Origin of the sequence: Gaetbulibacter sp. PBL-D1 (genome assembly GCF_050509525.1) — a bacterium.
GTDB lineage: Bacteria > Bacteroidota > Bacteroidia > Flavobacteriales > Flavobacteriaceae > Gaetbulibacter_B > Gaetbulibacter_B jejuensis.
In genome coordinates, this window is record NZ_JBNWKB010000001.1 from 392,219 (window position 1) to 405,816 (window position 13,598).

9 protein-coding genes are annotated in these 13,598 nt (G+C 34.0%); 7 read left to right on the forward strand and 2 right to left on the reverse strand.

Annotated elements, in window-relative coordinates; all coding sequences use genetic code 11:
* Window positions 1–51: 51 nt before the first annotated feature.
* Together ACQ0RB_RS01970 and ACQ0RB_RS01975 are read right to left on the reverse strand one after the other, a co-directional pair.
* The gene (locus ACQ0RB_RS01970) at window positions 52–3,207 is read right to left on the reverse strand and encodes a SusC/RagA family TonB-linked outer membrane protein (protein ID WP_262732141.1); all 3,156 of its coding nucleotides are present in this window, start codon (window positions 3,205–3,207) and stop codon (window positions 52–54) included.
* A 286-nt stretch (window positions 3,208–3,493) separates the two neighbouring features.
* The gene (locus ACQ0RB_RS01975) at window positions 3,494–4,372 is read right to left on the reverse strand and encodes an AraC family transcriptional regulator (protein ID WP_129759309.1); all 879 of its coding nucleotides are present in this window, start codon (window positions 4,370–4,372) and stop codon (window positions 3,494–3,496) included.
* Window positions 4,373–4,575: 203 nt separating this feature from the next.
* On the opposite strand from ACQ0RB_RS01975, the gene ACQ0RB_RS01980 reads away from it, so the two are divergent.
* The 7 genes from ACQ0RB_RS01980 to ACQ0RB_RS02010 all read left to right on the forward strand — a co-directional run.
* Window positions 4,576–5,682: a glycoside hydrolase family 26 protein gene (locus ACQ0RB_RS01980; RefSeq protein WP_430496111.1), complete on the forward strand. Its 1,107-nt coding sequence runs from the start codon at window positions 4,576–4,578 to the stop codon at window positions 5,680–5,682.
* Window positions 5,683–5,685: 3 nt separating this feature from the next.
* Window positions 5,686–7,524, forward strand: a complete 1,839-nt coding sequence (locus ACQ0RB_RS01985) for a sodium:solute symporter family protein (RefSeq protein WP_430496113.1) — start codon at window positions 5,686–5,688, stop codon at window positions 7,522–7,524.
* Between the two features lie 5 nt (window positions 7,525–7,529).
* On the forward strand, window positions 7,530–8,714 hold the full coding sequence (locus ACQ0RB_RS01990; RefSeq protein ID WP_134198865.1) for a glycoside hydrolase family 130 protein: 1,185 nt from the start codon (window positions 7,530–7,532) through the stop codon (window positions 8,712–8,714).
* A gap of 3 nt (window positions 8,715–8,717) precedes the next feature.
* Complete coding sequence (locus ACQ0RB_RS01995) at window positions 8,718–9,899, forward strand: AGE family epimerase/isomerase (protein WP_430496115.1); 1,182 nt, start codon at window positions 8,718–8,720, stop codon at window positions 9,897–9,899.
* A gap of 11 nt (window positions 9,900–9,910) precedes the next feature.
* Window positions 9,911–11,449: a glycosyl hydrolase gene (locus ACQ0RB_RS02000; protein WP_430496117.1), complete on the forward strand. Its 1,539-nt coding sequence runs from the start codon at window positions 9,911–9,913 to the stop codon at window positions 11,447–11,449.
* A 2-nt stretch (window positions 11,450–11,451) separates the two neighbouring features.
* Window positions 11,452–12,804, forward strand: coding sequence for a glycoside hydrolase 5 family protein (locus tag ACQ0RB_RS02005; RefSeq protein WP_430496119.1), 1,353 nt, complete (start codon window positions 11,452–11,454; stop codon window positions 12,802–12,804).
* A gap of 6 nt (window positions 12,805–12,810) precedes the next feature.
* A partial coding sequence (locus ACQ0RB_RS02010) for a glycoside hydrolase family 9 protein (protein WP_430496120.1) occupies window positions 12,811–13,598 on the forward strand: 788 nt, incomplete at its 3' end.

Genomic DNA, 13,598 nt, shown 5'->3' on the forward strand with positions numbered 1-13,598 from the left:
CAATGAGTTTAGTTTTAAATAAATTGTTCATATTATTCATAGCTAATGTTTTTAAAATTCTACATTTAATCCAAGAGTGAAAATCCTTGGCGTAGGGTAACGACCATTATCAACTCCCATTAATAGTGCATTTTGATTATACACTCCAATCTCTGGATCGTATCCTGAATATTTAGTAAATGTGTAAAGATTTTGAATCATACCATACACTCTAAGTCTATTGATACCGAAAGTGCTGGTTGCATCAGATGGTAATGTATATCCTAATGTTACATTTTGAATTCTTAAATAAGAACCATCTTCAATATATCTGTCTGAAATGTTAATATTTGGCGTATCGTTTCTTGCTAATCTTGGGTTGCTAGCATTTGGATTATCAACCGACCAGTAATCTAACACTGATGGTAATTGATTGGTGTAAGTTTGATTTCCTGCAGTAAGACTTCTGTTTACTGCATTAAACACATCGTTTCCATAAGATCCTTGCATAAAAATTGATAAATCAAAATTCTTATAGTTGAAAGAGTTTTGGAAACCAAATGTAAAATCTGGATGAGGGTTTCCAATAACTGTTCTATCATCTGTGTTTACTACTCCATCACCATTGATATCTTTAAACTTAATATCACCTAACCAAGTAGTAGAGAACAATGCATCTTCAAAAGGTCTTCCAAACTGAACTGGAGCACCATTAATATCGTCTAGCGTTCTAAAAATACCTTCTACCTTGTAACCGTAGAATAAACCTATAGGCTGGCCTACTTGAGTAATGGTTACGTTTTGGTTAGAAGTATTCATTGTCATTTCACCAAAAATGGTTAAATCTCCTAACAATTCTTTCACTTCATTTTTATAATGTGAGAATGTTAACGACGAATTCCATGAGAAATCCTGTGAACCTTTTGTTTTATAATTAAGTGTAACATCAATTCCTTTGTTTACCATTTCACCAAGGTTTACCCAAGGTGCTGCAATTGCTCCTGGAGAATTTCCTCCTGTAATAAAATCAGTAACTGCTAATTGATACAAGAAGTCTTTAGATACTTTATTGTACACTTCTACAGTAGCGTTAAGCCTAGAATCGAACACCGAGAAGTCAAGTCCTAAATTGGTTTGTGTTGATGATTCCCACTTTAAGTCTTCGTTTGCAAAGTTTGCAAACTCAAAACCAGTTCCTAAACCAGTTGACACTGTATTTAATCTTGCTCCATAAGCAAAGTTTGGTATAGCTTGGTTACCTACTTCACCATAACCACCATAAATTTTTATGTTTTGAATCGCATCAAAATCGTCCATAAAATTTTCGTTAGACAGTCTCCATGAAGCTGAAACTGATGGGAAGTATCCCCATTTATTGCCTTCTGCAAATTTTGAAGAACCATCAGCTCTAATTGAAGCTGTGATGTTATACTTGTTGTCGAACGAGTAAATAGCTCTACCAAAGTATGAAGATAATGCTGTACTACCTTTGTACTGATCTGTATTGTCAATTGCGTTTCCTGTACCTAAAATTGGCACATCGTTACTAACAAACTCACCATCTGAAGCAATTACTCCTTGCCATTTAGACTCCTGAGCTTCTTGACCTAACATAACAGTTACATCGTGTTTATTATTAAATTTCTTTTGAAAGGTTAATATGTTTTTCAGAATCCAGAAATCGTTATTCTCTCTTCTTACACTCAATGCACTTTCGCCTCCTGTGATTTCTCCATAAGAGAATGTAGGTTGAAATCTATCACTTACATTATTTCCAAAGTCTCCACCAAACTCAGTTCTGTAAGTCAGGTTTTTACCTAGTTTAAGTTCAGCAAAAATATTTCCAAAGAACCTATTACGTTCTAATCTATTGCTTAAGCTAAGTGCTCTTGCTATTGGGTTTTCAAATTTAAAGTCATCATCCAAATCTGGTCCAGCAAAAGACCCATCAGGATTATAAACTGCTGTGGCTGGGTTATTTAATAAAGATAAATAAATGATACCGTTTGTAGCATTATTCAATGTTAATTTATCATTTGTTCTACTTGCAGTTAAATTAGCACCTACTTTAATTTTATCGGTAATATTTGCACCAACATTAGCTCTTACATTGATACGGTCAAAACCAGAACCAATTACAGTTCCATCTTGGTCTAAATATCCTGCTGATAAAAAGTAATTAACATCTTCATTACCTCCTGAAAACGAAACTTCATGACTTTGCATTACTGCATCATCAAAAATCTCTTGTTGCCAGTTAGTACCAGGTCCTAAGAGACTAGGATTTAAAAATTCAATTTGTGGATTCAATCCATAAATTTCAGCCATTTCATTTTGAAGTCTCGCATATTGACTCAAATCCATTACCTCATAGAAATTAGTTGGTCTTTGAATTGCTAGGTAAGTGTTATATCTAAGTGTCCCTTTTTTATTCTTACCACTTTTAGTAGTGATAATTACAACTCCATTTGCTCCTCTAGACCCATAAATTGCAGTTGCTGATGCATCTTTAAGAATATTAATAGATTCAATATCACTTGGGTTTAACGCAGCCAATGGACTAACACCAGTTGCTCCATCTCCTTGACCTAAATCATTATCAGCTATAGATCTACCACTTGTAGAAATATTATTAGAATCTCCTGAAATAGGAACTCCATCAATAATATAAAGCGGTTCAGCTGAACCAGAAATAGTATTTACACCACGAATTCTCACAGAAACAGCACTACCTGGTTGCCCAGAGTTTTGAGTAATACTAACTCCTGATGCTCTACCTTGCATTAATTGATCCACACTTACTTGTGGTAAATTGTTTAACGCTTCAGTATCAATTGTTGATACCGAACCACTCAAATCTTCTTTTAATTGCGATCCGTAACCAATCACGACTACTTCATCTAAGCTTTCTAAACTTTCCACAAGAGTCACGTTAATAGACACTCTACCAGAAACAGCTGTTTCTTGAGTTACAAAACCTAAATAGCTAAAAACTAAAGTGGCATTGTCTTTAACGGTTATTACATAGTTTCCGTCAAAATCTGTGTACACTCCATTGCTTGTTCCTTTTTCAAGAATGTTTACACCTGGAAGTGCCATACCATTTTCATCAGTAACCACACCTTTTACCTGTGTTTGGGCAAAAGCTAGTTGACCAACTAAACAAAACAGTAAAAAAGTATAGTAGTACCTACTACCATAAATGTTTTTTAAATTGATTTTTTGCATGTTTTTTTAGTGTTAGTACAGTAAATTGTACATTTTGAATATTTATACCTCAATAATTATAATATGCGTAATTATAAAGGGTGTTTTTTGTCAATATCAAAATTAAAGGAAATGTTAAGTTAGTGTTAATATTATTTTGTCAATTATTTATATAATTTTTTACAAAAACTTTCAAACAATCAACAAACAACACTAAATAGAGCTAAAAAAACAAATATAGACACCAATATCATCTATATATATGTGCAGAATAACAAAATAGTACAGTCTTTTGTAGCTAATACTATTAGAGTATACGTTTTATACCCGAAAACTCCGTTTTATACTGGCTTGGAGTACAGTTTTTCAATTTTTTGAAGACTCTATTAAAATTAGCAATATTATTAAACCCACAATTAAAGGCTATCTCAGAAATACTATTATCTCTTTCTAACAACCACATAGAAGCATACCCTATTCTAACGTCATTTACATAGTCAACAAATGTTTTTCCGGTACGCTTTTTCATAAATCTATTAAAAGACACATTGCTCATATTTACCAACTCAGAGACTTCAGACAAGGTTATTTTTTTATCGAAATTCTCCTGAACATACTCATAAACCGTTTTAATTTTATCACTGTTCTCAAAGTTTTCCCTATTCACTGTATAGGTCGATAAAAGTCTTTGATTTCTTGAGTTTGCTAAATCATGAAGTATAGATATAATTTCAAGAAAATAGTCAATCCCATCAATTCTAGAAAGCCTAGAAATACGCTCCTTTAAATCTAAAGCCACTTTTTTTGAAAACAAAATACCATGAACCGATCTGTCAAACATTTCTTTTATAGGCTTCATGATTTTTCTTGACAAAAACTCGTCTGCAAACAAATGCTGATGAAACTGAATTGTAATCTCATGTATATCGTCATTCTTACAATTATGCGTCAACCATCCATGATGAAGATTAGGACCAACCAAAACAAGTTCAACCTCTTCAATCTCTTCAATACTATCACCTACAACCCTTTTTACTCCTTTACCATTACTAATAAAATTCAGTTCATATTCTGGATGAAAATGAATAGGGAAATCAAAATCATCTTTTACCCTATCAAAAACCAAAAAACTATCTTCTGGAGACAAAGGAGTGATCTCCCTATGCACTTTTTTTAAAATATCCATATATAATGATGTAATAATATTTTAACAATTTGATAAAATAATATCATCAAATTGAATTTTGTATAGTTAATTTTGAACAATAAATAATTGTCAGCGTGCTAAATTATAAAATCTTCATTTTATATTACGTAAAATTATTAATAAAATAAAAAATGATAAAAAAACATCCATTTTATTTAAATAAAACAATTTACATTAAAGTAATGATACTATTTTTTCTTTTTTTGCCACTTTCTTGTAAAAATGACAAAAAAGAAGATTTAAAAAAGGACACTTCTGTTGAAAAAAATAACATTAAAACAAAACGCTCAATTGAAGCTGAAGATCTAATTTCTAAACTTTATACAATTTCAAAAAAAGGATTTGCAATTGGTCATCAAGATGCCACTTCTTATGGATTAAATTGGAAACACGAAGACTCTCCTGAAGTTATAAAAAGTGATATCAAAGAAGTTTCAGGTAAACTTCCTGCGGTTTACGGTTTTGACATTGGACATATTGAGCTCAACAACACTCATAACTTAGACTCAGTTTCTTTTACAACTATGCGCCAATTAATGATTGACGCTTACAAAAAAGGCGGAATCATTACCGTAAGTTGGCATGCTAACAACCCTACATCTAGTGGAGATTCTTGGGATAAAACCCCAACTGTTTCAGACATTATTAAAGGCGGAAAACATCATGAAAAATACCAACTATGGGTAAAACGAGTAGCGGACTTTTTAAAATCTGTAGAAATTAATAATCAACCCATTCCTGTTGTATTTAGGCCATTTCACGAAATGAACGGAAGCTGGTTTTGGTGGGGAGAAGGCAACTGTTCAGTTGAAGATTATAAAACTTTATGGATAGAAACAGTTGACTTATTAAGAGACACGCATCAACTCAACAATTTATTATATGCTTATTCTCCTAATAAATTAAACCCAACAGACGACTACATGAAATACTATCCTGGTGATGAGTATGTAGATATTTTCGGGATTGATATTTATGATTTTAAAGACTCTAAAAGTTTTATAAATTCTCTACAACACGATTTAGCTATCGTAAAAGAGATTGCTGAGCAAAAACAAAAACCATATGCATTTACCGAAACAGGTTTAGAAACACTTTCAACACCAAACTGGTTTACCGAAGTGCTTTATCCTAACCTAGAAAACACTGGTATTTCTTGGGTTTTATTTTGGAGAAACGCGAGACCAGATCATCATTATATGCCATACAAAGGACATCCAATTGTTGATGACTTTAAAGCTTTTGAAGCATTACCAAAAACCTTATTTTTAGAAGACCTAACTAACTAAAAAATGAATTTAATACACCCTATTGATATTGCCATAATCTTACTATATCTAGTAATTATAGTTGCAATTGGTTTGGTTCTAAGAAAAAGAGCTCAACGTAGCAAAGACGATTATTTACTTGGTGGAAAATCTATACCATGGTATATGCTTGGGCTTTCCAACGCATCAGGTATGTTTGATATTTCAGGAACCATCTGGTTGGTAACACTCATGTTTGTTTATGGCATTAAAAGCGCATGGATACCTTGGCTATGGCCAGTATTTAACCAAATATTCCTTATGGTTTATCTATCCAAGTGGTTAAGGCGCTCTAATGCAACAACTGGTGCTGAATGGATAGGAACACGTTTTGGTTTTGAAAAAGGCGCTAAACTTTCCCACATCATTGTTGTTGTATTTGCACTCATTATGTGTTTAGGTTATCTAGCATACGGATTTATTGGATTAGGAAAATTTATTGAAATTTTTATTCCTTGGGAATTAGTAAGCAATTATGTGCCTTTCACTATTCCTTTAGAATATGTACCACATTTTTATGGTGTTATTTTTACACTGTTTGCAGTTTTCTACTCACTACTTGGCGGAATGTCTGGTATTGTTTGGGCAGACGTTGTTCAGTTTGCAATCATGACTGTTGCAGCTTTAGTAATAGGCTACCTTGGTTTTCAAGCAGTAGGTGAACATGTCCTTAATGTTCCTGAAGGTTGGAAAACCCCATTCTTTGGTTGGGAACTCAATATGGATTGGAGCGAAATCATCCCAGAAGTCAATCAAAAAATAAAAGAAGACGGTTTTGGTTTATTCACCATTTTCTTTATGATGATGGTTTTTAAAGGTGTTTTAGTTAGTGTTGCTGGTCCTGCACCAACATACGACATGCAAAAAATACTATCTACAAAAAACTCAGCTGAAGCCTCAAAAATGAGTGGTTTTGTTTCAGTTATTTTAATGCCAATTCGCTATTTAATGATAGCTGGTTTTGCTGCATTAGCTCTCATTTACTATGAAAAATTAAACCTAATGGATGCCACAGGAACTATAGATTTTGAGCTTATACTTCCTACTGCCATAAAAGAGTTTGTCCCTATTGGACTTTTAGGACTTTTACTAGCAGGTTTAATAGCAGCATTCATGTCTACATTTGCAGGCACATTAAATGCGGCTCAAGCATATCTTGTAAATGACATTTACCTTAAATATGTAAAACCTAACGCCAATGCAAATCAAACCAGAAACATGAATTACCTCACAGGTATCATAGTAGTTATTATTAGCATTGTCTTAGGATTTTTTGCAAAAGATGTAAACTCTGTATTACAATGGATCGTCTCAGTACTTTATGGTAGTTACGTTGGTGCTAATATTTTAAAATGGCACTGGTGGCGATTTAATGGAGAAGGATTTTTCTGGGGAATGGTTGCAGGTTTATTATCAGCAGCAATAGTCCCTGAGTTATTCCCTAATATTCTTAGCTTATATCTATTCCCAATACTTCTGGTTGTTTCAATACTAGGAAGCATAATTGGCACCTACTCTGCTCCACCAACTGACGATGAAGTGCTAAAATCATTTTACAAAAACGTACGTCCTTGGGGTTTTTGGAAACCAGTACACGACAAACTCTTAGCCGAAGACCCAAGCCTTAAAAGAAACAAAGATTTTGGACGAGATATGTTCAACATAGTTATTGGAATTATTGCTCAAACTACCCTTGTAATACTTCCAATGTATATAATATTTAGACAACAAACACCAATATACATTTCAGTAGTTATACTTGTGATTTGTGTATTCTTATTGAAAAAATTCTGGTGGAATAAATTAGATGAAAAATTAGATTAGTTATGATGCGAAAAGATCTATATGTAAGAAGCTATAAACTTGAAAAGGTTTTTCAGGATTACGAAGCAGTGATAAACAAAAAAAACGAACCTTTACATAGCAAAAACGGAGTTTATAATCGTTATAAAAACCCAATAATAACAGCCGACCATATTCCTGTACATTGGAGATACGATTTAAACGAAGAAACCAATCCTAATGTTTTAGAACGCATAGGTTTTAATGCCACTTTTAATGCAGGAGCTATAAAATGGAATGACAAATATGTGCTTTGTGTTCGCGTTGAAGGTAATGACCGAAAATCATTTTTTGCAATGGCTGAAAGTCCTAACGGAATAGATCAATTTGAATTTTGGGATAAGCCCTGCGTTATTCCTCAAATAGAAGGAAATCCAGACACAAATGTTTATGACATGCGATTGACTAAACATGAAGACGGTTGGATTTATGGTATTTTTTGCACTGAGCGCAAAGACCCAAATGCAAAAGCTGGCGACACTAGCTCAGCTATTGCTAACGCTGGTATTGTTAGAACCAAAGACCTTATCAATTGGGAACGCTTACCTGATTTAATTTCTAACACTGGCCAACAACGTAATGTTGTTTTACACCCTGAATTTGTAGATGGAAAATATGCGCTTTATACCAGACCTCAAGATGGGTTTATAGATATTGGTAATGGTGGAGGAATAGGATTAGGTTATGTTGTAGATATGCTAAATCCTGTTGTTGAAAACGAAAAAATTATAAACAATAAAGTTTACCACACCATTTTTGAACTTAAAAATGGGCAAGGTCCAGCTCCTATAAAAACCGAGAAAGGTTGGTTACATATTGCTCATGGTGTAAGAAACACTGCTGCAGGATTGAGATACACACTGTATATGTTTATGACCGATTTAAATGATATTTCAAAAGTGATTCATCAACCAGCTGGTCATTTTATGGGTCCTCAAGATGAAGAACGTGTTGGTGATGTTTCTAATGTTTTATTTGTAAATGGTTGGATTGAAGACAGTGATGGCACAGTTTACATTTATTACGCATCATCTGACACACGTATGCATGTAGCAACAACAACTATTGAGAAGTTAATTGACTATTGCATTAACACACCTAAAGACACCTATACATCAGCAGGTTCAGTACAAACCATTATAGATTTAATAGAAAAAAACAAAAGGCTATAATAGATGAATGAAGCCTATAAAACGATGCAATCTGAACTCCATTCAGAATTGCTCAACATATTAACCTATTGGACCAACAACACCATAGACCAAAACTATGGTGGTTTTGTTGGTAAAATAACCAACGACAATAAAATTGTTGATAAAGCCAATAAAGGCATTATCCTTAACACTCGAATTCTTTGGTCGTTTTCTGCTGCATCAAATTATTTAAACTCAAAATCTTATCAGTCTATTTGCGAACGTTCTTTTCAGTATTTAAAAGATTATTTCAAAGACAATGAATATGGAGGCTTTTACTGGGAACTCGACTACAAAGGACAACCAATTAATAAGCGTAAACAAGTATACGCACAAGCTTTCGGTATTTATGCATTGTCAGAATACTACAAGTTTTCAAAAAATGAAGAAGCAAAAACTCTAGCCATTCAACTTTTTGAATTATTAGAAAAACACGCTAAAGACTCTAAAAAACTAGGTTATATCGAAGCGCTTAATCAAGATTGGTCGCCTATTGATGATATGCGTTTAAGCGAAAAGGATATGAACGCTGCAAAAACCATGAATACCCATCTTCATGTTTTAGAAGCCTACACAACACTCCTAGAAATCTATCCTGATGAGTCGCTTAAAAAATCTCTAACAATGTTGGTTGAATTATTCTTAACCAAATTTTTAAATAGTAATAATCACTACCATTTGTTCTTTGACGAAGACTGGAAATTACTCAGTAATTCCGTATCTTATGGTCATGACATAGAAACTATATGGCTTGTTATTGAAGCTTCAAAGACACTAAAGGACAACGACTTATTACAACAAGCTTACACAACAGCAACTAGAGTTGCAAACACATTTATTAAAGAAGCGATTGATACTGATGGTGCAGTTATAAATGAAAAAAACCTAACCACCAACCACACAGACACTGATAGACATTGGTGGCCACAAGTTGAAGCCTTAGTTGGCTTAAAATATGCCTACCAAATAAAAAATGATTCAACTTACATAGACACTGCATTAAAAATTTGGGAATTCACTAAAACTCATCTTATAGACACTGTTAATGGAGAATGGTTTTTTAGAGTTGATAAAAATGGAAATGTCTATCATGAAGAAGATAAAGTGAGCATGTGGAAAGCTCCTTATCATACTTCAAGAGCATGTATAATGATGAATATTTAAAAAATTGAACAATGAAAAAGTTACTTTTAATAACACTAAGCTTTTTAGCCTTTAGTTGCTCAAAAGACGATAACAATTCCAATAACGGAGGAGAAACCGTAAATCCAAAAGTATCCATTTCAGTTGGTAGTTCAGCTTCTGAACCAACTACTAATGGTGCTTTTAATATATCCTTAACAGGATCTTCAACCACTGCTACAACTGTTAACCTTAACATAAGCGGAACAGCAACCAATGGTGAGGATTTTCAAACGATAAATAGTCAAGTAACTATTCCTGCAAATAGCACATCACATTCAATTCCAGTAATAGTAATTGACGACAGTGATACCGAAGGAGATGAAACTATTATTATTGAGATAGTGTCAGTAAGTAACAATGCAGAAATAGGAACTCCAAACAGTGCAACCATGACACTTTCGGAAGAACCAGAAGCATTTGTATTACAACCCGAAGATACAGCTAACTATATGGTTAACCCTAATTCAACAGACGAGACCATAGCTTTATTTTATAACCTAAAAACAATGTCTCCAGACAGTTTTATTATAGGCCAACAAGACGCGTTTAATTCATTCTACAATAATGCAGCAGGTGATTCTGATATTAAAAAACTTACAGGAAGCGACCCAGGACTTTTAGGTTCAGATTTTATGTTTATTACTGATGATAATAATGACGGCACAGCTTCAAACTGGTTTTACCAACAAGAGCAAATTATTATGGCTGATGCTGTTGAAGCATATAACAAAGGTATGGTAAATATGTTCACTTGGCATTTAAGAGAACCTTATGATGGTGATCACTTCTACGTAAGTGAAATGACACAGTTTCAAGCTGAAAATGCTTTTGCTAGTATTTTACCTGGTGGTGCAAACCATGAGTATTACAAACAAAAACTACAAAAAGTAGCAGATGTTGCCAATAACCTAATAGGAAGTGATGGTAAAAAAGTTCCAATTATTTTCAGACCATTTCATGAGTTTGACGGAAACTGGTTTTGGTGGGGAGACGATTACTGTTCTCCACAACAATTCATAGAGTGCTGGCAATTTACGGTTACTTACCTAAGGGATACTCTTGGTGTAAATAATATGCTTTATGCTTATGCTCCTGACAATAGCTATACAACAGAAGCTTTATACTTACAGCGTTATCCTGGTGATGCTTATGTAGATATTTTAGCCATGGACAACTATGGCGACTTTAACAACCAAGGACAAAGTGGAGTTACTGCCGCAAACAACAAGCTTAAAATAGTATCAGATTTAGCAAAGCAACGGGTTAAAATTGCAGCTTTATCTGAAACAGGTTACTTTGTGACTCCTAGTGATAACAACCCTATTTCAAACTTCTACTCAAACAACCTTTATAATGCCATTACCAATAACAACAACCATATTGCTTTTATGATGTTTTGGTCAAACAATGAAAACACATACTGCACTCCAGTACCAGGAATGACAGATGCTAACGACTTTATTGAGTTTACAAACAAACCAAAGTCTTTATTAGAAAACGAATTACCTAACATGTATCAACTCCCTTAATTATGATAAAACTAAAAACAATAACGCTTGCGTTTGCTTCTTTACTAGCACTATCTTCTTGTAAAGACGATAAAAAAGCAACAACTCAAGAAGAAACCACAACAGCAAAAGACACTTTAAATCCTGTTGAATTAGTAAGTGTCAAAGACGGAAAATTCTATAAAGGAGATCAGCCTTATTACTTCATTGGAGCTAATTATTGGTATGGTCCTTTAATTGGAGCTAAAAACATTGGAGATAGAGAGCGACTCATTAAAGAATTGGATTTAATGAAATCTGTCGGTATAGACAACTTACGCATTCTAGCTGGAGCCGAAGGAGATGGCAGCGACTCTACTGTACATCCTGCTTTACAACCCGAACAAGGAAAATACAACGAAGACCTCCTTGATGGCTTGGATTTTTTATTGGCTGAAATGCGCAAGAGAAATATGTATGCTATTTTATACATGAACAACAACTGGATTTGGTCTGGTGGTATGAGCGAATATTTAGAGTGGAATGGCTATGGAGAAGTTCCTAATCCGTTTTTTACCGACAAATACACTTGGGATGATTATATGAAATATACTATGCAATTCCATTCATGCGAACCTTGTAAAGAAGCATTTTATAATCATGTTCGATTTTTAATGGGACGCACCAATGCTTATACTGGTTTAAAATACACTGAAGATAACACCATAATGTCATGGCAAGTAGCTAATGAACCACGAGTGATGGTCGGAACAGAATATGAGAAGCCTTTTACCGAATGGTTAAATACAACTGTTGATTTAATTGAATCGTTAGACTCTAAACATCTAATTTCAACAGGCGCTGAAGGCAAAGCAAGTTACTTACAAGATATAGACATGTACGATCGTTTACACGACAATCCGAATATCGATTATTTAACTATGCACATGTGGCCAAAAAATTGGGGTTGGTACGATATTAACAATGAAATTGAAACCACTCAGCTTTCCATTGAAAATGCTAATGCTTATATGAACGAGCATTTAGAAATTGCCAAAAAGCAAAACAAACCAATCGTCATGAGTGAGTTTGGTTTCCCTAGGGAAAAGGAAAGCTTATCCTTAGATGCGAATATCGACAATCGTAACACGTTTTATCAAGCTGTTTGCGAAAAAGTAACTGAAAGCAAAGCAAATGGAGGCTATTTAGCTGGATTGAATTTTTGGGGATTTGCTGGTTACGGAAAGGCTAATATTGATGGTGATGGAAAATGGCAACATGGAGACGATTTCACTGCTGACCCTCCTCAAGAACCTCAAGGTTTAAATTCGGTTTTTGCTAGTGATACCTCAACTTTAGAAATCATAAAAAGTCATAACGATGCCTTAAAAAACTAATACATCATGAGAGTTCTAACGACATTTACTTTTTTATTGATGACAGTCATTACCAACGGTCAAACAGTATCAAAATACATTATTGTTGACCAATTTGGATATCGTACAAATTCAGAAAAAATAGCTGTAGTTAGAGATCCTTTAACTGGTTTTGATGCTTCTGAATCCTTTGCTCCAGGGTTTAATTACGCTTTGGTAGATGCAACAACAGACACTCAAGTATTCACTGGAAATGTTGTTCCTTGGAACTCAGGTAATGAAGATGATTCTTCTGGAGACAGAGCTTGGTGGTTTGATTTTTCGAGCTATCAAACTCCTGGAACATATTATGTATTAGACATTAATCAAAATTTAAGATCATACGAATTCAGTATAGCTGATGATGTCTATGAAGAAGTTTTAAAACATGCGGTTAGAACATTTTTCTATCAGCGTGCAGGCTATGAAAAAAATGCTACTTACGCAGGAAATGATTGGGCTGATAGTGCAAGTCATTTAGGAAATTTGCAAGATACTGAGTGTAGAAAATGGGATTCACCAAATGATGCTTCAACTGAAAAAGATTTGAGTGGTGGATGGTATGATGCAGGCGATTACAACAAATACACACATTGGACTGCAAACTATGTGTTTGATTTGCTAAAAGCCTATATCGAAAATCCAAATGCTTGGAGCGATGATTATGATTTACCATATTCCAACAACGGAACTCCTGATATTATCGATGAAATTATTTGGGGAATGGATCACTTGCTAAGACTACAAGAAACCAATGGTTCCATGATTAGTATAGT

Excerpts from the sequence above, each read along its gene's own strand:
- ACQ0RB_RS01970 (WP_262732141.1), bottom strand. The coding sequence starts at position 3,207 with ATGCAAAAAATCAATTTAAAAAACATTTATGGTAGTAGGTACTACTAT.
- ACQ0RB_RS01975 (WP_129759309.1), bottom strand. The coding sequence starts at position 4,372 with ATGGATATTTTAAAAAAAGTGCATAGGGAGATCACTCCTTTGTCTCCA.
- ACQ0RB_RS01980 (WP_430496111.1), top strand. The coding sequence starts at position 4,576 with ATGATACTATTTTTTCTTTTTTTGCCACTTTCTTGTAAAAATGACAAA.
- ACQ0RB_RS01985 (WP_430496113.1), top strand. The coding sequence starts at position 5,686 with ATGAATTTAATACACCCTATTGATATTGCCATAATCTTACTATATCTA.
- ACQ0RB_RS01990 (WP_134198865.1), top strand. The coding sequence starts at position 7,530 with ATGCGAAAAGATCTATATGTAAGAAGCTATAAACTTGAAAAGGTTTTT.
- ACQ0RB_RS01995 (WP_430496115.1), top strand. The coding sequence starts at position 8,718 with ATGAATGAAGCCTATAAAACGATGCAATCTGAACTCCATTCAGAATTG.
- ACQ0RB_RS02000 (WP_430496117.1), top strand. The coding sequence starts at position 9,911 with ATGAAAAAGTTACTTTTAATAACACTAAGCTTTTTAGCCTTTAGTTGC.
- ACQ0RB_RS02005 (WP_430496119.1), top strand. The coding sequence starts at position 11,452 with ATGATAAAACTAAAAACAATAACGCTTGCGTTTGCTTCTTTACTAGCA.